At 49.0% G+C, this 20477-nt stretch carries 11 protein-coding genes and 2 pseudogenes; 9 read left to right on the forward strand and 4 right to left on the reverse strand.

The window, feature by feature from the left end; translation table 11 throughout:
* Positions 1-221 precede the first annotated feature (221 nt).
* Positions 222-677 carry a hypothetical protein gene (locus tag MJO57_RS00365; protein ID WP_252021994.1) on the forward strand — a complete coding sequence of 152 codons (456 nt, stop codon included), beginning with the start codon at positions 222-224 and terminating at the stop codon, positions 675-677.
* A gap of 34 nt (positions 678-711) precedes the next feature.
* On the opposite strand, the gene MJO57_RS00370 is transcribed toward MJO57_RS00365, so the two are convergent.
* Positions 712-2103, reverse strand: a complete 1392-nt coding sequence (locus MJO57_RS00370) for an NTP/NDP exchange transporter (protein ID WP_252021996.1) — start codon at positions 2101-2103, stop codon at positions 712-714.
* 328 nt (positions 2104-2431) lie between these two features.
* On the opposite strand from MJO57_RS00370, the gene MJO57_RS00375 reads away from it, so the two are divergent.
* From MJO57_RS00375 to ltrA, 3 genes are all read left to right on the forward strand, one after another.
* On the forward strand, positions 2432-3394 hold the full coding sequence (locus MJO57_RS00375) for a metalloregulator ArsR/SmtB family transcription factor (RefSeq protein ID WP_252021998.1): 963 nt from the start codon (positions 2432-2434) through the stop codon (positions 3392-3394).
* 103 nt (positions 3395-3497) lie between these two features.
* Positions 3498-4661 carry a methionine adenosyltransferase gene (gene metK / locus MJO57_RS00380; RefSeq protein WP_252021999.1) on the forward strand — a complete coding sequence of 388 codons (1164 nt, stop codon included), beginning with the start codon at positions 3498-3500 and terminating at the stop codon, positions 4659-4661.
* 644 nt (positions 4662-5305) lie between these two features.
* The gene (gene ltrA / locus MJO57_RS00385) at positions 5306-6568 is read left to right on the forward strand and encodes a group II intron reverse transcriptase/maturase (protein ID WP_252017357.1); all 1263 of its coding nucleotides are present in this window, start codon (positions 5306-5308) and stop codon (positions 6566-6568) included.
* 85 nt (positions 6569-6653) lie between these two features.
* Here ltrA and MJO57_RS00390 read toward each other — a convergent pair whose 3' ends face one another.
* Positions 6654-7541: a hypothetical protein gene (locus MJO57_RS00390; protein ID WP_252022001.1), complete on the reverse strand. Its 888-nt coding sequence runs from the start codon at positions 7539-7541 to the stop codon at positions 6654-6656.
* 176 nt (positions 7542-7717) lie between these two features.
* Here MJO57_RS00390 and ahcY point away from each other — a divergent pair, with 176 nt between their 5' ends.
* The 5 genes and pseudogenes from ahcY to MJO57_RS00420 all read left to right on the forward strand — a co-directional run bounded on the left by ahcY (position 7718) and on the right by MJO57_RS00420 (position 13519).
* Positions 7718-9133, forward strand: a complete 1416-nt coding sequence (gene ahcY / locus MJO57_RS00395; protein WP_252022003.1) for an adenosylhomocysteinase — start codon at positions 7718-7720, stop codon at positions 9131-9133.
* A gap of 59 nt (positions 9134-9192) precedes the next feature.
* Positions 9193-10221: pseudogene (locus MJO57_RS33030) on the forward strand (methylenetetrahydrofolate reductase).
* A 120-nt stretch (positions 10222-10341) separates the two neighbouring features.
* Positions 10342-11067 carry a 16S rRNA (uracil(1498)-N(3))-methyltransferase gene (locus MJO57_RS00410; protein ID WP_252022005.1) on the forward strand — a complete coding sequence of 242 codons (726 nt, stop codon included), beginning with the start codon at positions 10342-10344 and terminating at the stop codon, positions 11065-11067.
* Between the two features lie 262 nt (positions 11068-11329).
* Positions 11330-12968, forward strand: a pseudogene (locus MJO57_RS00415) (IS1634 family transposase).
* Positions 12969-12973: 5 nt separating this feature from the next.
* A complete protein-coding gene (locus MJO57_RS00420) occupies positions 12974-13519 on the forward strand; it encodes a DUF3332 domain-containing protein (protein ID WP_252022007.1) in 546 nt (181 codons plus the stop codon).
* 72 nt (positions 13520-13591) lie between these two features.
* Here the strand turns inward: MJO57_RS00420 and MJO57_RS00425 are convergent, their stop codons facing one another.
* Positions 13592-14050, reverse strand: coding sequence for a chemotaxis protein CheW (locus tag MJO57_RS00425; RefSeq protein ID WP_252022009.1), 459 nt, complete (start codon positions 14048-14050; stop codon positions 13592-13594).
* Positions 14051-14168: 118 nt separating this feature from the next.
* The gene (locus MJO57_RS00430; RefSeq protein ID WP_252022011.1) at positions 14169-20339 is read right to left on the reverse strand and encodes an Hpt domain-containing protein; all 6171 of its coding nucleotides are present in this window, start codon (positions 20337-20339) and stop codon (positions 14169-14171) included.
* Positions 20340-20477: the final 138 nt, after the last annotated feature.

Consider the following 20477-nt stretch of genomic DNA (forward strand, 5'->3'; position numbering starts at 1 on the left):
AACGAAACCTGTAGCGTTCTTCATCCCTATTGATTTTCTATATAACCCACTTCAAAAACCGGAGAAGTCAGCTGTATATTTTGCAATGTCGGATTTGCAGTATCAGGTCAACAAGGATGGCTATGGTATTGGCCTATCGTTGACATGCTGAACTATCGACGGTGGTTGCTGTCCGAGTCGGATGAGTAAGGCTTTTAAAAAAATACCGGAGGCCCAACTGAATGAGTCCCTTGGCTGGTAACCAACCACCTTCCAAAGACATTTTTACTTTGCCAGAATCAAAGCCAGAATCAAAGGTGGATAAAATAGTGAAGAAAACTGTCGAAAAGAAAGTCATGTCGACAGAATCAAAGCGTTCTTTGCAACAGGTTAAACGGAAAAGGTTGCCTAATTACGGTATCAAGGTTAGCAATAAAATAAATGCCATACCTGTTAATACCGATGGAAAAATACCCGGCGGATACTGTGCAAAATGTGATAATGAAGGTAGATATCAGAATGGCTCCAAGGCCAATGTCACTGAAATAGTAGAGGATAGGCATTTATACTTGCAGCATGGTCAGTGGTCCTGGAGTGCAACTGGCGCACGAATGTCAGGTCATATCCAGTGTCTTGCGAAAGGTTGTTTAGGTCATACTCCGGGAGGTGCAATGCTGTTAAATGGTCATTGGGTGTAAATAATCAGCCGTTGAATCTTACCTGCTGCAGTTTTTATGGGTCCGTTCGATCATGGTAATGCCTGCCCAAATGCCTGATTGCAACCAGCCATAAGGCGATGGCCAGTATGAAGGCCCCCGCCAGCCAGGACATGGCAAGGCTGAGTGAGCCGAAAAGGGTGATTAAAATCTGCTGAAAAAACGAGCTGCCTGACTTGCCAACACGGCTAACCACTAACTCAATAGCCGCCTTTCCCTTGTATTTTCGCTCGGCATCAAGAGGAACAAAGGTAATCTCCTTGGTTGCATCAAACAGCGTATATTTTGCCGACTTGCCAAGAGCGTGACAGTACATCCCTATCTGCAAAGCGATCATGGGCAGATCAACACAACCCAGGCCGAAAAGGCTGATCTGTGATTTCTGAAACATGGCCAGCAGAAAAAAAGGAAGAGCCGTTGTGGTAAGAATGATCGGGGTAGCGAAAGCAGCAGCCCACCAGCTGATGTTTAACAGGGTCGGTGTTAACAGGCCGCATACAAGACTGCCTATGCCATTGATCAAGGCAACCTTGCCCATAAACATCGAATAGTCCGCTTCATTTGGGTACTGCTGAACCAGCTGGCTTTTCCATGCCAGTTCAACCATATTGATGGCGACACAATAAGCCAGCATAACCAGTGCAATGCTGGCCAGGTATGGGCAGCGTAACAGGTATCGTGCACTGGCCATCAAAGGCAGATGGGTTGTGGTGGCTGGCTGGCTGGCAGGATCGGCAGGTTTTTCCGGAGTTAATCGGTAGCAGTATTCATTGAGCAGCAGAATCAACAGTCCGGAAAGCATGAACAGAAATGATAAGGTCTTCAAACTCTCCTGCCAGCCCGAGCCAGGCGTCAGGACTTCTCTGGAAACGCAGTAATAAAGCAGAGGGCCTGAAATAATGGATGCACTGCTTCCGACCATCGTGATCAGGGGATATTGTCGGGTAGCGCTCTGTGTATTGTGTAAATCATTGACAGCTGTCCAGAAAAGGATACAGATGACCGCAGATCCCCAGAGTTCCGCCAGCGCAAAGAACAGCGTCAGGGGCCAGTAATAGATGATGCCGACAATAAATTGAAGGTGTTCAGGGATGAGTGGGGAAAGCAGGTCAAGCGCTGCCATGGGGGCGAAAGACTCCAGATTTGGATAAATCACCACTGAAAACAAAGGCATCCAGACCAGAAAAGGGATCAGTGCAACGACAAAGAGTGTGCGCTTGCAGAGCCGGTTGGCCAGGAAACTGTAGGTTATTAAAAAAATGCAAGCGATGGGCATGACGACACCCAGCTTGATAAAGGGAATGGCTTCTGCGCCCAGCCGGGTGATTAACAAAGACTCTTTCAGATTCCAGAGTATGTCAAAGTTGAAGATGCAACAGAACATCATGGCAATTTGCAGATAAAGCATTAAGTTTGAATTGCCAGCAGCGTCCCCGGATAAAATGTTAGCCATAGGCAGCGTACTTTCCTACCTCCCGCTGTTGCCTACAAATCCTGTGTTCGACAGGTTGCTTTGATTTGGGTGCAGTTTGGGTGCAGTTTGGGTGCAGTTTGGGTGCAAAGAGTGCTACATAAAGAGTGCTACATAAATATAGTGCAGGGATTTGATCTCTTATGTCTATTGATTGTATATAAAAATATTTTGATGTAGATTTTGGCCCTTGCTAAAATGACCGACTGGGATATCCGGTAAATGAGTCAATGATTTACGGTTAAGTGATTGGAAAGGATGACGTGTGTTGACGGACGCTTTTGGGCAGCTGGCCGTGGTGAGCAAAGCCAGTGGCGATGTTCTGAGATTACAGATCCTCAGGGTCTTGAGCACAGATTCTCTGGGTGTGCTGGAACTGAGTAGTGTGTTCGATATGCGCCAGCCAGCCATGAGTCATCATTTGAAGGTTTTGTCCCAGGCAGGGTTAGTCTCAACCCGCAAGGAGGGGAACACGGTATTCTACCGTCGTGCCCTGCCCTCATCTGCAGGGCATCTCGAAGGAGTAGTGTGCTCTTTGTTTCAGGCCATTGATGGCATAACGCTGCCCGATAATCTTGCCAGGCGGTTTCAGGCTATTCGCCAACAGCGGTCGGAGCTGTCTCTGGCATTCTTTGCCCGAAATACCGAAGAATTTCGTCAGCACCAGGAGCTTATTGCTGAGCACCAGCTCTATGCTGAAACGGTGGCTGACCTTATTGCGGCTACAGATTTTCCTGAACGGAGCCTTGCCCTTGAGCTGGGTCCCGGTGAGGGAAACTTTCTGCCAACCCTCGCTGGTGGGTTCAAGCTGGTCTACGCGCTGGATAACTCGGAAAAAATGTTGGGTTACTCCCGGCAGCTGGCTAAACAGCAAAGCATTGGCAATGTCACCTTTGTTCATGGGGAGATCCAGTCACTGAGCAACATGACCGGCGCATTTGACTGTATCGTCATCAATATGGTGCTGCACCATGTCCCCAGTCCGGCTGATATTTTTAACTGGTCATCCCGACTATTGAAGTCCGGTGGCAGCCTTTTTATCAGTGAACTCAGCCATCATGATCAGGCCTGGGTAAGAGAGTCCTGCGGAGACCTGTGGCTTGGTTTCAGTGCAGAAGAGTTGGCTCAATGGGCGGATAAAGCAGGATTGATCAGCGGTGAATCCCAGTATCTGGGGTTACGCAATGGTTTTCAGATCCAGGTCCGACGTTTCTTTCTATCCGAATAAACGATGACCTGGGCAACGCCTCGGTTGGTAAGTTTATTGTATGAAAAGACGGTTTCATGGAATAAAGAGGCGTACTCAATTTTTTCAAGAGGATAAAACGGCTATGTCTGAGTATTCGCTATTCACATCGGAGTCGGTATCTGAAGGGCATCCAGACAAAATTGCTGACCAGATTTCTGATGCCATTCTGGATGCCATCATCAAGGATGACCCGGAAGCACGGGTTGCTGTAGAAACCATGGTGAAAACCGGCATGGTGATTGTTGCCGGTGAAGTACGAACTACAACGTATGTTGACATTGAAGAACTGGTTCGAAACGTAGTCACCAGCATTGGTTATAACCATGGTGATCTGGGCTTTGATGGTGAATGCGTTGCGGTTCTGAATGCCATTGGCAAACAGTCACCGGATATCGCGGTTGGTGTGGATGAAACCAATGAACGCGAACAGGGTGCTGGTGATCAGGGCCTGATGTTTGGTTACGCAACCAATGAAACACCTGTACTGATGCCTGCCCCCATTTACTATGCCCATGAGTTGGTTAAGCGCCAGGCTCAGTTACGCAAAAATGGAGTGTTACCCTGGTTGCGTCCTGATGCGAAGAGTCAGGTGACGATGCGTTATGACCAGAATGGCAGGGTTCAGAGTGTTGATGCCGTTGTGCTGTCTACCCAGCATTCCCCGGATGTCTCTTTGGATGACATTCGCCGTGAAGTGCTGGAGCAGATTATCAAGCCTGTATTCCCGGAAGGCTGGCTCCATGAACATACCAAATATCATATCAACCCGACTGGTATTTTTGTGATTGGTGGTCCTGTCGGTGACTGCGGACTGACCGGACGCAAGATCATTGTAGACACCTATGGTGGCATGGCCCGTCATGGTGGTGGTGCGTTTTCCGGTAAGGATCCGTCCAAGGTTGATCGTTCTGCTGCCTACGCTGGCCGTTATGTCGCCAAGAACATTGTTGCAGCCGGTCTGGCTGATCGTTGTGAAATTCAGGTGTCCTACGCCATTGGTGTTTCTGAGCCTACCTCTATTTCCATTAATACATTTGGAACCGGTAGGGTGTCTGATGAGCGAATCGTCGAACTGGTTCGTGAATATTTTGATTTGCGCGCCGGTGGACTGGTGAGGATGCTGGACCTTAAGCGTCCCATTTATCAGGCTACTGCAGCCTATGGCCACTTTGGCCGTGAAGAGGCAGAGTTTACCTGGGAGCGAACCGATAAAGCGGAACAGCTCCGCAAGGCGGCAGGCCTTTAATCATGACGGACTCAGGGTAGTGGCAATGCTGTTGCCGATATCTTGGTACGCCCGGCATGGGCATGAACTGATGGGGTGAAAGTCCCCTGTGGGAGAACCTACATCTGACTGGCGGTAAAGACGCCTGCTGATGACAACCACTAGCTTAAGGCAAGTGCAGTCCCGCGAGGGGCTGTGCGGAGGCAGTCTGAGTGCAAAGGTGCGAGCCGACGTACAGAAATCGCATATAAGGCTGAGTCTCTGGGCGAGTGAGCCAAGGATCACAAAGCCCTATGGTTCGTGAGACACGGTAAATGCGGCGGTTGTGCACTGAAAGTTCATGTCCTTATCCGGGGAGATCTGTTCAACATGCGATTGGTAATTCCCAGTTCTCAGCCACTGGTTACAACAGGCTCGGCGAACAGGTCTCATCATCCTGTTCGAGCAAACCCGATGGCAACCAATAGCGCCAGCAGAGGTAACTCCGCGTGGTGATTGGACAGAAGTCAGCAGAGGCCATAGTAGCTGTACGACAGAAGCCATTAACGGATGGGAAGTCGTTAGCGAAGGGCCGAACATCGACGACAAAGAGGAGACTGATTCCCTCAAGGCGATGCAGCCGTCCGGCGACTCACCGTACTTGGCGACAGAATCTTTAACCAGCTTTGAACCATGATCTACTAAATTGCGTACTTGAACCGGCTAATCTGGCAAGTGCATGGAAACAGGTCAAAAGCAACAAGGGTGCTCCGGGTATTGATGGAGTCACTATTGAAGCTTATCCAGACTTTGCCAAACAGCATTGGCCTTCAGTGCGTCAAGCCTTATTGGACGGAACCTACCAGCCATCACCCGTGCGCCGACATGTTATAGAAAAGCCGGACGGCGGTGAGCGTTTGCTGGGAATCCCTACCGTGATGGATAGGGTCATACAGCAGGCCATTGTGCAGGTGCTGACCCCTGTCTTTGATCCGGGTTTCTCTCCAAACAGCTTCGGCTACCGACCGGGACGGTCAGCACACGACGGAGTCCGTCAGGTTAAGCAGTTGATCAACCGGGGGCTTCATTACGCTGTTGACGTTGATCTGAGTAAATTCTTTGATACGGTTAATCACGACGTTTTGATGTCGAGGGTCTCCCGTAAGGTCCGCGACAAACGCCTTCTGAAACTGATTGGTAGCTACCTGCGCTCCGGTGTCATGATTGAGGGCAATGTCTACCCGACCAGGGTTGGCATGCCACAGGGTGGGCCTTTATCACCCTTGCTGTCTAATGTGGTCCTCGACGAACTCGACAAGGAGCTTGAATATCGGGGTCATTGCTTTGCAAGATACTGTGATGATTTTGTGATTCTCGTCAAAAGTCAGCGTGCAGGGGATCGGGTGATGCACAGCATTACCCAATTCATTGAACGCAAATTGAAACTGAAGATTAACTCCCGGAAAAGTAAAGTTGTGAAAGCAACAGAAAGCGAATTCCTGAGTTTCACCTTCACAGGGAAGAAAGTTCGCTGGGCCCAGAAGTGTCTGGACCGATTCAAATACCGGATACTCAAGTTGACCAGTCGTCGCTGGGGTGTCTCAATGCAACATCGGTTACGCAAATTGGCACAATATATCCGGGGTTGGATGGGGTATTTCCGGTTATCGGAATATCACCGACCAATTCCCCTGCTGGATCAATGGATACGTCGGCGAATCCGTTGCTGCTTTCTGAAGCAATGGCGCAAGCCGAAAACCCGTTTTAAGAATCTGGTCAGGTTAGGCGTTGATAAAATTAACGCCGCCAAGATCGCAGCCAGCAGCAAAGGGTATTACCGTCTGAGTAAAACCTATGCGGTACAACAGGCACTGAATAACAGTTACCTCGCGAAAATTGGGCTTGTTTCATTGAAAGACTTATGGATCAGGTTTCACCATCATCGTTGAACCGCCCGGTGCGGACCCGCATGCCGGGTGCTGTGGGGAGGGCTGGAGAAAGACCGGCCCTTACCCGATTTATCTGTCTGAGGGGTTAATCATCGGTAAAGGCAGGGTTGTCGATACCGATTTTCCTTGTATCGGTGAGGGCTTTTTGCAACTTTTCCATCTCTTCTGATAAGTATGCCGACTCATCAGTCGTACCGATGCTGGTGTCGTATGAGGTATTGGTACAGGGATTCTGAGTATGTCGCTGTTTTGCCAGCTCCAGATACATATTAAAAACATGGGGACCAATGGTTTTTAACTCGTCCTTAAGTATTTTACGGTTTTTACCAGGTATAGCTTTTTTGAGAGATTTATAAGTACTATCAAATTGCTCTGCAGATAGCTGTTCATTGACTTTTACTACAAAGGCCTCCAGTGCCTTTATATCGTCTTCTTCAGGAGCCTCTTTCAATAACAGCTCCATATGCTCTTTATCAACTAAATGCTGGAACCATTTTTTTTCATGGATGAAATATTTATGTTTTCCATGCATCACACCAGTGTAGCCAAATATAGCTGAGAGCACTGCTATTTCACCAGCAACAACCGCCGGTCCAGCAATGCCGGCAGTGCTAGCAGTAGCGAATATGCCGCCCGCAATAGCGGAGCAACCAAGAGCATATGTACCTGCTCTTGGTAACGCGCCCTTGATTGCCAGCTTTCTTTTGAAAGTTTGCTCTGAGCCATCAAATTTGTGTTTCAAGGCTTTACTGGCGCGATCATGAAGTGAACCATATTGCTCAATTTGTCGTGTATTTGTTGTATTTATCAAACAACTCCGGTCATGTGAAACAGGTTCATATTTGTCAACGCTATACCCGCTAAAATTTCCACCTGTCTGTTCTGCGGAGTGATCGAAGGCATTATTTCCAGAATTAGCAATGTTATTTACGCTAATTGGCGGATTATATGAATGAGTGTTTGAAGTCTGCATGGGGAGTTATCGATCGATTAGTAAATTTATTGTCAAAACTTTATCAGAGGTATTAGGACTTGAGAGTGCTGGTAGTAGTTCAATTGACTAGCCTATATCAAAATTTATTGATATAGATTGTTGTCGCTGCTAGACTCTAAAACAATTCGGATAATACGCAGGGCGGGGTGTTGTTTATGAGTGCTAATCCTGATTTAACTGCTGGTTTTCACAGTGCTGCTCAGGCTCAGGACTTTCGGGTAGCTGATATTTCTCTTGCGGACTGGGGAAGACGTGAGATTCAGATTGCCGAAGGTGAAATGCCTGCTTTGATGGCAATCAGAGCCAAATACCGTGATCATCAGCCACTGAAAGGTGCCCGGATCATGGGTTGCATTCATATGACTATTCAGACAGCGGTACTTATCGAAACCCTGGTGGCGCTCGGCGCTGAAGTCCGCTGGTCTTCCTGTAACATCTTCTCTACCCAGGATCATGCTGCAGCGGCTATCGCTGCAGCGGGCATACCGGTATTTGCCTGGAAAGGTGAGACAGAAGAAGAGTTCTGGTGGTGTATCGAGCAGACAGTTCTCGATGGCGCTGGTAAGCCCTGGAATGCCAATATGGTATTGGATGATGGTGGTGACCTGACACTGCTGTTACACGACAAGTACCCTGAGCTGCTGGATGATATTCATGGCATTTCCGAAGAGACCACCACCGGAGTTCATCGCCTTCTGGATATGCTGGAAAAAGGGACTTTGAAAGTACCGGCAATCAACGTTAATGATGCGGTCACCAAAAGTAAAAATGACAATAAGTATGGCTGCCGTCACTCTCTTAATGATGCCATCAAGCGGGCTACAGACCACCTGTTGGCCGGCAAAAAGGCACTGGTGGTTGGTTATGGTGACGTAGGTAAAGGTTCTGCAGCCTCCCTTCGCCAGGAAGGTATGATTGTGAAAGTGACGGAAGTTGACCCGATCTGTGCCATGCAGGCCTGTATGGATGGCTTTGAAGTGGTTTCACCCTATATCAATGGTGCTAACGATGGCACCGAAACTGCTATCAACCGGGAGCTGCTGGCCACCACCGACTTGCTGGTGACAACCACGGGTAATGTCCATGTCTGTGACCGCCACATGCTGAAAGCCCTGAAAAATGGCTGTGTCGTTTGTAATATCGGGCATTTTGACACCGAGATAGACACTCAGTTCATGCGGGACAACTGGATCTGGGAAGAAGTTAAGCCCCAGGTACACAAGATCATCCGTGATGGCGCTTCCAATGATCACCTGATACTGCTTTCTGAAGGGCGACTGGTGAACCTGGGCAATGCTACCGGACACCCGTCGCGTATCATGGATGGCTCTTTTGCCAATCAGGTTCTGGCCCAGATTCATCTTTACGAAGCAGGGTTTGCTGACCTGTCTGCAGATCAAAAGTCAGAAAAGCTGGCGGTCACGGTATTGCCGAAGAAACTGGATGAAGAGGTGGCGGCCTATATGGTGGAAGGTTTTGGTGGCGTTATTACCCGGCTGACCCGGGATCAGGCTGACTACATCAATGTACCTGTTGATGGACCTTTCAAGAGCGACGATTACAAATACTAACCGTCTATTTAGCTGGCTGATGTCCCATCACCAGCCAGCTATCTTTGCTGGTGAATGCCATGGCAAATACAATAACCAATAATACTCCTGTCAGCTTTGAGTTCTTTCCCACTAAAACCGAAGAGGGAGCCCGGAAACTGGAGCAGAATGCGCTCAGTCTGGCCAGATACCGTCCGGAATTTTTCTCGGTGACCTACGGAGCCGGTGGCTCAACACGGGACAGAACCCTTGAAACCGTGCTTGCTACTCAGAACCAAACTCGAATAGCAACGGCTCCGCATCTTTCCTGTGTCGGCGACTCCCGTGAGCAGATTAAAGAGCTGCTGAATGTTTACCGCCACCAGGGTGTTGAACGTATCGTTGCCCTGAGAGGTGATCTTCCTTCCGGTATGGGGCGTGATAGTGGCGAATTGCGTTATGCCAATGAGCTTGTGGAGTTTATTCGTAACGAAACGGGCAATCACTTCCATATTGAGGTTGCAGCTTATCCTGAAGTTCATCCTCAGGCACCGAATATGGAAAAGGATCTGGAAAACTTCAAACGTAAGGTTGATGCTGGTGCAAACTCGACGATTACCCAATATTTCTTTAGGCTCTTGTAGGATTTCAGACTGCTACTGGGTTGAACATTGCTGAAGCCCTTTATCTACAAAGGTTGTCAGCATATTGTCCGGTAATGTTGCTCAATCCTTGTTTTTCGTGACCTACAGTCAGTTTTCACTGTAGAGCAGTTCGTAATCAAAATAGAGCCTTTCTTTAATGCAGATAGCTATTTCTATTTTCTGGAACGCATCCACTCGCTGGGTATCGATGTGCCTGTGATTCCCGGAATCATGCCGATTAACAACTATACCCGTCTTGCCCGGTTTTCTGATGCCTGTGGTGCCGAGATTCCAAGGTGGATTCGCAAGCAACTGGAAGCCTATGGCGATGACATCACCAGTATTAAACAGTTTGGTGAAGAGGTGGTGACCCGGCTCTGTGAGACATTGTTGGCCAGAGGGGCTCCGGGGTTGCACTTTTATACGCTGAATCAGGCAGCCCCCTGCCAGAGTATTTGCGATAACCTGGGCATTTTGGTTGATTGATGTTGGTGAGTTGTGGGTTATGAGTTGTGAGGGAATTGTGAATGGTATTATTATCCCTGTTAACTATTCCCTCATAACCCATAACCCATAACCCATAAGCCTCAACTCCAGTGCCTCCCCATGAGAAATCCCCGCATTTATTCAGAGCAGCCGCTTCAGGCTGACAGTGCCATCGAACTTGCAGAAAGTGCAGCCAATCATGTCGGCCGCGTTTTGCGAATGAAACCCACAGAGTCCCTGGTGCTGTTTAATGGTCAAGGGGGAGCCTGGCAGGGAACGGTAGAGAGTGTTAGCAAAAAGTCGGTTACGGTTTATCTCGAATCGTTTATCGATGGTGATGCCCAATCTCCCTTGACTATCGAGCTTGGCCAGGTCCTCAGCCGTGGTGAACGTATGGATTATGCCATTCAGAAAGCAACGGAAGCCGGCGTAACCGCCATTACCCCATTATGGAGCGAACGTTGTGAGGTAAAGCTGAATGCAGAGCGCCTGGACAAACGGGTCAAACACTGGCAGCAGGTGGCTATCAGTGCCTGTGAGCAGTGTGGCCGTAATATCGTACCGACCATACATACGCCCGTTAAGTTGGAAGATTGGCTCACCACTCGAGCTACAGAGTTGAACTTTGTTCTGCATCATCGAACCAGAGAGAAATTAAGTGGTTATCAACCACCCGGGTCGGTATCGTTGTTGATTGGCCCAGAGGGTGGTTTAACCGCTCAGGAAATTGAGTTGGCTGAAGGTCATCGTTTTAATCCACTGGCGTTAGGCCCCCGTGTTCTCAGAACAGAAACGGCACCAGTAGTGGCTATTACGCTGATGCAATACCTCTGGGGAGATTATTAGTACTTATATGGTCCGTATAAGTAGCATCAGCAAATAGCTGGTTAGCAGAAGTAAAAGTCCTATAATTCACCGTCTTTTTTTTAAGAGCCCTTGAATATGAAAAGGTCGCTTTTCAGGCTCTTTGCTTATTTAGTCCGTGGCAAGCGGCATCTTTAGCTGTGGACAGTTTTGGAGTCAATAATTCATCCGTCATTCAGCACTCAATCTGAGAATTTCCCTACACCGGCTAAAATGTAAAAAATTCTCAGAATGAACATGTCCAATGCATCCTCATCAGTTCCACATTCAACGTATCGATCATATGGGTTTGGTTGCCGGTATGTGCAAAGAACTCGGTATCTCTAATCATCTGGATTCCCTGGTTCCTAACCAATCTGAACACCGGAATATTTCCTTTGGCGAAACCGTAGTATCAATGCTGCTTAACGGCCTTGGGTTCACTGCCCGCACGCTTCATATGTTCCCGGAGTTTCATGCTGATAAACCGCTGGATAAACTCATCAGGCCCGGTATTAAACCCGAACACATTAACGACAGTGTACTCGGCAGAGCCCTGGATCAGCTTTTTGAACTGGATGTAAGTGAGGTCTATTTATCGCTGGCTGTCAAGGCAGTGAATGTCTTAAAACTGCCGTGCAAGGCTCTGAACCTTGACTCAACAAGCTTGCATGTGGACGGCGTTTATAACAGCGAATCTGACGTCGACGAAGAAGATATGCACTGTATCAAACTCTGTCGTGGATACAGCAGGGATCATCGACCCGAGCTCAACCAGGCAATACTGCTGATGATGACGGAAAATCAGGCCGGTATTCCCGTTTTTATGAAAGCGTCCAGTGGCAACGTAAACGACAATAAAAACTTTAAAAAAGTCATCAGCAGCCATTTGAAATCCTACCGGGAAGCCCTGAATAATCGCTACCTGATTGGTGATGCAGCACTTTATACAACAGATAACGTACAGATACTTCATCAGCAGGGCCAGCAATTTATCACCCGGGTTCCGTCAAAAATCAAAGAAGCCAGAGAACTGATTGACAGTGTCGCTTCTTGTGAAATGACACCAGTGGAGGGTGCTGAGGGCTATGAGAGTCATGAAATGCTGTCAGATCATGCGGGTGTCTCCCAGCGCTGGATTCTGGTCCGCAGCGAGCAGGCTCGAAAGAGCGAACAAAAAACACTGCTGAAAAAAAATGCTAAAGAAGTCTGAGAAAGAAGCAGAAGCGCTGACCAGTAAACTGGCCAAAAAAGCCTTCAAGTGTGAAACCGACGCATTGCGTGCGTTCGATGAATGGCAGTCAAAAACTATTTATTGTCAGGCGGAACCTGTCATTACTGAGAAACCCTGCTATACCAAGGTAGGTCGTCCGGAGAAAGGCTCTAAACCGGACAGTATTGAATATTATGTGAGCGGATATCCTTGGGTATCCGTTGACTGTCGCAAAGATGCAGAGTGTTCTCTGGGTTGCTTTGTGCTGGCGACGAATGATCTGGACGACAGTCGGCTGAGTACAGCAGAAGTGCTAAGTACTTACAAATCACAACAGTCAGTAGAGCGTGGCTTTCGGTTTTTGAAGAGCCCGGAGTTTCTGGTTTCTTCGCTGTTTTTAAAGAAACCGGAACGAATAGAAGCCTTGCTGATGGTGATGACGCTGTGTCTGTTAGTGTATGCGGCGATTCAGCATCGAATTAGGCATGAGCTAAAACGACAGAGTCGGTTTTTCCCGGACATGAAGCGGAAACCCTGCCAAAACCCGACAGCGCGTTGGGTGTTTTTCTGCTTTCAGGGTATCAACGTGCTATTGGTCGATGGACATGAAAAGCATGTGGTTGGATTACAAGAAAGGCAGTTGACTATTATTTCAATTCTTGGGCGACCGTATCAGGAAATTTATTCCTGATACGGGTGCTGAATGACGGATTCATGAAAAAGGTGGCGATTAAAGCACTGGCTGTTGCTGTTTTTGCGACATCAATGACTGGCTGTATGGGGCAGATGGGTACCTCGGCGATGGTGACCAAGGCTAACCTGTCAGTTGTCGACAACCGTTATGGCCGTGCCGGACTGTTCATGCTGCTCAGTCCGGTTTACGGTATTGCAGCCACTGCAGACTTTTTCATCTTCAATACCATCGAGTTCTGGACCGGAACCAACCCAATTACCGGTAAATCTCCAGCGATTGTTGATACGCCTGTAGAAGCCATCTTCAAGGTCAACAATAAGCTGGATAAGTCCATGACCGAAGTACCTCTGGAAGGTGTTTCTACTACTTCTTTCCAGCAGGTTGATGAGAATACTATTGAAATGCAAGTGACTTACACTGATGGCAAGCAGGCCACTATGCGAGGTGAAAAGTCCGGTGAGGAAGTTAATTTCTTCATGGATGGCGAGTTTGTTGCTACCGCTCAGGTTGCAGAACTGACTGATTATGTTGCTTCCAGGCAGTCTTAATTAAGTCCGGGTTAGGTTATCCGAGAATAAATCACTGGTTTTATCATCTTGCATGACGGGAGAAATAAGTGCTTATTCACTCATTTCTCCCGTCTCCTGAACGACTTCATGTTTATAGCCTGAAATCACCTCGTTTATTTTTTGTTCCAGAAGATATAGGTCCGGAATTGAAGCAGGCACTTCTCTCAGAAGCACCCGGTACTTCTCCATTGGTCCTGTTTCATCTGTCGCACTCCGGACTTCTTCACGTACCAGTGTTAATGGTTGCGGAACCCCCTGCACCACCATGGCATAGAATGGCAGGCGGTTATTTTTGCTGGTGCGATGCATGACGGCTATGCGGTTGGTGGCAGAGAACTCTGCAAATCGCCCCCGGTTCAGTCTCTCAAAGGAAACAACCGGGATCTTTGCTCCTCGCCAATTAAGGTCTCCCAGCAGCCATTCGGCTTCCGGGTAGTTTGGTTCCGGGCGACTGTAATTTTCAATATCGGCGATGCAGGCTGAGGGTATCAGCAGGGGACGCTGCTGCATAGGCATTAGCACGGGGGAGATAGGCTGGTGGCTTCCGGACATGGTTTCCTCTTGATTCTGGTACTGGATCGCTGTGGTGGCATTTGTTAAGAGCAGAGCTTCCCGGGAAGCTCTGTTATCAGACTGTCTCAACCGCAATCAGCTTTTCAATGGCTGCGAGTAATGGACCTTCCTGGAAAGGCTTACCGATGTATTCATTCACACCAAGGCTGAAGGCTCGGTTCCGGTGTTTCTCGCCGGTTCTGGAGGTGATCATGATAATCGGCAGATCCTGAAGCTCCGGGTCATTCCTGACTGCACTGGCCACCTCAAAACCATCCATACGCGGCATTTCGATATCCAGCAGCATGATGTCCGGCTTGCGCTCCGAGAGATATGTCATGGCCTCCACGCCATCCCGTGCAGATATGACCTCATACCCTTGACGGGTGAGCAGGCGACTGGTGACTTTTCTTACGGTAACCGAGTCGTCGACCACCAGTACTCTGGTAGCCTGATCGCTGTTATCAAGGTCATGTCTTTCCATGGCGTCAGGTTTGGCTTCTTGAAGGAAACGCTGATGTTTGCGGTAAAGTGCCGCTGGATCAAGAATAACCACTACCCGACCATCACCAAGAATGGTTGCACCGTTTACCCCGGCAAGACCAGAGAACTGAATTCCCAGGCTCTTGGTAATGATTTCCCGGCTACCCACGATAGCATCAACTTGAACCGCAATATTCTCACTACCTCTTTGCACCATCACGACCGGACATTGACTGTCGCTTATTTTGGGGGTGGCACTGCCGATAAGAGCGCCCATGTAGATCAGCTGGTGCTCTGTGCCATTGCCATAGACGAGCGGAGTCCTGTTTCTGTAGCAATCGGCCAGTATGGATGCTGGCACCATAGAGATACCGTCAATAGCATGCATTGGCAGAGCGTACAGACTGCTCCCTACTTGCACCATCAATGCACGGTTACTGGACAGTGTAAATGGCAGCCTGAAGGAAAATTGTGTGCCCAGCCCGGCCTCAGACTTAACCTGTATGCTGCCACCGAGTTGGCGAATCGAGTTATTCACGACATCCAGCCCGACACCACGGCCAGAAAGATGAGTCACATGGGTTGCAGTACTGAATCCGGACTTCATGATCAGTTCGATGGCTTCCTGATCCGTTATCGGCTCGTCAGGACTGATCAGCTTTTGTTTAATCGCTTTAACTTTCACGGCCTTGATATCAATTCCGCGACCGTCGTCAGACAACTCAACCACAACATCAGCACCATCCCGGCGGATAGATAAAAAAATCTGTCCTGCTTCCGGCTTTCCTGACTGCTGTCTTTCTTCTAATGAATCTTCAATGCCGTGACCAATGGCATTTCGCAGTAAATGGCCAAGGGGGGCAAGCATCCGCTCAAGCATGGCTCTGTCCATCTCACCTTCGGCATTACTGACCAGAAGCTCGACGGGTTTGTTCAGGTCATCAGACACCTGACGGACAATCTTGCGCAGCCTGGGAACCAGTCGACTGAAAGATACCATCCGGGTTTTCATCAGCTGTTCCTGTAACTCCATCTGGGTTCTGGACTGCTGCTGGAGCAAGCTGTCGGTATCCCGGTTTTTTTCCTGCAGAGCCTCGCGCAGATCCATAAGGTCAGATGCGGATTCAACCAGCGAGTGAGAGAGTTGTGACAGTTCTGAGTACTGGTCCATCTCCAGGGGATCAAAATCAGGATTATTACCAAGATCACCCTGGTGCCGGGAGATAATCTGGCTCTGTGTCTCAATATCAAGGCGCCGCAACTGTTCCCTGACCCTGAGAATGGTTCGATTCATCTCTTCAAGTGTTCTGGTCGCATCTGCTGCCTGCTGCTCAATGCGGGAGCGGTTGATGCTGATTTCCCCGGCAAGGTTGATCAGGCTTTCCAGCAGTTCTGGGGGAATCCGGACCGTTTCACTGAATGAGGGCTGAAGCGTTGCCTCTTCGACATCGGCTGTGGGCTTAGTGACTACCCGGATGGTAGAAACAGGTTCCGGTACCGGTCCAGTTAACTGACCCGGTAGATCAGGTACTGACAGTGCTGAAGGGTTTTTTACCCATTGGTCGTCATCCAACCCATGAGTGAGCAGTTTGCTGCGCGATGAATGCCCCAGGTAGTCCGGAAGCGCATCAGGATCTTTAGTTGGTGCATGACTGGCGTTAAGTCTACTCTTCCACAGCCTGAGTTCTTCCAGCATGCGCTGCGCATCAGGGGATGGCTTCTCATGGCCAAGCGCCTTCAGTGTTGTCTCTATGGTATCGTGAGTTTTCTGAATCAGCGCAAGAGGGGCTCTTTCAGGCTCACAGCTGCCATTGGCAATGGATTCATAGACATCTTCCAGCGCATGGCTTAGCTCTCCAAGTTCATTAAGCTCAGCCATCAATGCTCCCCCTTTCAGGGTGTGCAGGCATCGTTGAAGCTCATGAACCGGTTGTAAATCGCTGGTATTGCTTAGCCAGGTTTCCAGAGACTGGGCTGAGTCTTCAAGCAGCTCATAAGCCTCTTCAATGAACAGCTTGAGTAGTGCCTGATCGGACTCTGACTCATCGATGAGAGGAGCAAAAGGTGTACTTTCTGAAGCAACAGGATCACTGCCGGGCTGCCGGGTAATGGATTCGAAAGGATTATCTTCCGTTATTGATAAGTCTGTTTCTGGCTCTGCCTCAAAATCAAGAAATACCTCAACGTCATGATTCTCCGGATGCTCTTCAAACGTTTCGTCTGGCTCAGCAGAGGCCCCGGTTTCACTCAATACTGTCTGTTCAAACAGCAAAGACTCGAGTGCTTCACGCAGAGCACTGAACACCGCGTGTGGCGGTTCAGGCGTTTGCTGTGAAGCCACCTGATTCATCATTTCAACCAGGGCTTCAAAGCCGTCAGTAAATGGTGACAGTAACGGCTCGGGAAGCCCGGTTTCATGAGCTTCCAGGTAAATGCAGACATCATGTAACACATCACAGAGTTCTGCAATCACTGACAGTCCAGCTGCAAAGGCATTCTCGGCCAGCACTTTCAGTTCAAACTTGAACCGATCAAGCTCCTCGTGGGGAGTACTGTGAACCCATTTTTCCAGGTAGCTGCTGGCATTAAGTAACAGGTCAAGATCGCCCGCCAGGAAAAGTGCTGCCTGCTGGCCTGTAGGCTGTTTTTCTGAAAGGCGTTCCGGGGCGAACTCATCTTCCAGGCTGTTGCTGAGCAGTTGATTATGAAGCGCGTTAAGCCAGTTCAGGAAGTTATCAACTTTCAGCTCCAGAGCGTTCGGGGCTGCCTGAAGCTGTTGCAGTGCATCTTCAATCAGCTCTACCCCCTGTTCCAGCATGCTGATGACCTGGCTATCAGCTGGCACCAGATGCGCCCGGAACTCCTTGATGGTCTTTTCGATCGCGGCAATCAGCTCAGCAAGCGGCGTAATGTCTGCCATAAACGCACTGCCTTTGAGGGTGTGCAGTGCTCGCTGGACAGTATCAGTGATCTGGATGTCACCACCCAATTGATGGCCGCTATCAATAAACTCTTTTACAACACTGAGATGACTTCTGGCTTCATGGTCAAAAATTTCCAGTAGCTGTTGATCATATTCAGTATCCGGCTCAACGGTTTGCTCTGCAGTGACGGGATTACTTATTTCCTCTGTTTGTGAGAGTTCTATCAGTTCATCAAAGTTGCTATCCAGAGCCGCTTTGGCACTTTCCTCCGCACTGTCTTCCACGTCCTCCAGGTCTTCCACGTCCTCCACAATGTTGCCAAACATCATTGCGGGTTCTTGCGGGTCAGGTTCTGCCAGTTCCTCATAATCAACAACAAAGTTGACCCCTTTGCCCAGTGCGTCTGCTTTCTCCATGCAAAGCAGAACTTCCGGGGTCAGTTGCTGACTGTCGATGGCAAAATCATTCACCAGTTCAGGCAGCATGGCGATGATTTCATTGAGTAGCTCAGCCATTGGCTCAGACGCGGGAACAGAACCTTCGATCACGCTGCTCAGCATGTTTTCCACTGACCATGCCAGCTCACCAATAACCTCAGCACCAATCATACGACCACTGCCTTTCAGAGTATGAAAGGCTCTTCTTATCTCATTGGTCGTGGCTGTATCGTTGAGATTACCAAGCCATGCTGGAATCAGGGCTTTTAGCTGCTGTTGAACATCTGTCGCCTCTTCGACGAAGATTTCATGGAGATCGTCGTCTTCATCATCTTCACCCAGAGAAAAATCAACCGTCAGTATCGGGTCCTCACTGACTTGCTCCAGGCTTTCAATCGGTACGGCTTCTGGAATCAGGTTCCCCATATCGACTATACCGATAGAAGGAGAGCAGGGAGTGCTCTGTTCCCCGGTAATTTCTTGAGCAGGACTCAAACTATCGGTTGTGAACTCTATCGTTGGACCATAGGATGGTTCTTTTTCACCGGAAGCAATGGTACCGGTAGCTGATGATAGAGGTTCTTCGTAGTGGAATTCGATTACGTCATGGTCAGCCGCTTCTTGCGGCAGAGCAGCGATCTCCTGGTCCGACAGCAGTTGCACAGCGAAAGGGTTGGCTTTAGCCTTTGGCTGTGGGGTGGAAGAGACGACCGGAGCTTGAGGTGCTGCTATTGCTGCCTCAACCGATGATTCAAGTTTATCAAGGCTTTCCTGAATAATATCCAGGGTCTTTTCACCGTGGGAGGAAGCTCCGCCACTCAATTGTTCCAGATAGTATTCAAGACTGGACAATGTGTCTGCCAACGCTTCCATCTCGTCCAGGCTGGGCTTTAGGTTTTTATCCAGCCACTGATGCTGAATATGCCCGGAACAGCGACTGATTAACTCAGCAACACGGCTCAGGGGAATAATGGCAAGCCCCCCCCGGATGCTTTTTATCAGGGATAGCAACTTGGCCAGGAACTCTTGATTATGATCACTGCCAAGGTAGTCCACCACGGCACTTTTGGCCTGCTCCAGATTTTGTCGAGCCTCATGAATCACCGTTTGGTGAATATCATTTATCTGCGCTGGTACAGAGTGCTGATCGGTTATCGAACGGTTGACGCCCATGAACTGGTTCAGTCCGGACTCCACCTCAAGCAGCTGTGCAGCCGAATGGATCAGCGTATCGTTAATTATCCCGGGCGAGTGGTCACCGCTAAGAATCAATTGCAGATTTTGATGCGCTTTCTGCATGATTTTCTGCAACGGGTCGAGGCCAAGCATGGATAATGTGTCAGAGATTTGTTGGCTGGTAGCCAGCTGCTCCTGAAGTCTGGATTTATTGTCTTCGGGGTTCAGCTGGTAAAGATCCAGTGCGTCTTTTATGTATGCCAGCTGCTCCTTGATGGCCTTCACCACGGGCGTGGCTGCATCAAGACTGATCAGGTTGTTATCCTCAGGCTTTGACTCCAGCGCTTGGTCCAAAGAGTACCGTTGCTGCAGAGAGAGGATAAGCGCATTTCGACTGTTCGCTTTAGCAATTCGATAAAGAATCTCTCTCAGTATCTCTTCCGATGGAGGGGTGTTCAGCCGTTTGGCCTCCTCATTGGACAAGCACTTGAGCTCTTTGTCCATCTCTCGAAGGATGGTGATGGCATGATTGTCTATCGCAATAGAGCCTTCCTTGAGGCCCTCTGAAAATGCGGTGCAGGCATCCCATAGTGGCGATATTGGTGAGTCCCAGCAAAGATTCTGCAGTTTGGCAAATATTTTGCCTATGATCGTCAGTTGCTGCTCCCGCTGACTGTTTCTGAGAACGCCGGCAAGACATAGCTGATATTTTTGACGTATTTTACGAACCAGAACAGTAAAGCCGCTAGCCTGTAGCTTGTTCAGCTGTGCTTCCGGGATCGGTGTAATTGTGTGAACGATGGCCGGCGCGAAAAAATCAATGTCGGATAAAGACTGCTGCCCGCGCAGTTGGCGCATTTCACTGAGCAGATTCTTCAGCAGGCCGGGGGTATCCTTGCCAGACCTGGAGGTATGGGCAAGATAGCCTGGCAGCTGAAGCATCGCTTGAATCAGCACGACCAGTTGTTCCTGATCATTAGCAACTGAAGTTGTCTTCAGGCTGTCTATTAACAGAAGAATTTCCCGGGTAAGTAGCCGGGCTCCATTCTGTTTCAATATCTTCAGCGTGCTGTGAATTTGCTGGATTTTTGCACGACAACTCTCCAGAAACTCAACTTTGTCTGTTGAATCAGCATACTGTTCAAGATCCTGACGGGCTTCAGTGAGAGTGCTCTCAATCTCTCCGATAACCCAGTCCAGACCTATGTATTCACGCTGTTCGACCATGCCTGGCTCCCGTTCAAGCTACCATTTCCGCTTCTGTTAGTGCTTTTGTTAACACTCTATTTAACACTCCATTTAACAACGGCACCTGTTTTAACAAGAGCGCTTGAGCGGTGGGTATTGTGCTTGTTCTCATGCTCT

Source organism: Endozoicomonas sp. SCSIO W0465 (genome assembly GCF_023716865.1).
Classification (GTDB): domain Bacteria; phylum Pseudomonadota; class Gammaproteobacteria; order Pseudomonadales; family Endozoicomonadaceae; genus Endozoicomonas.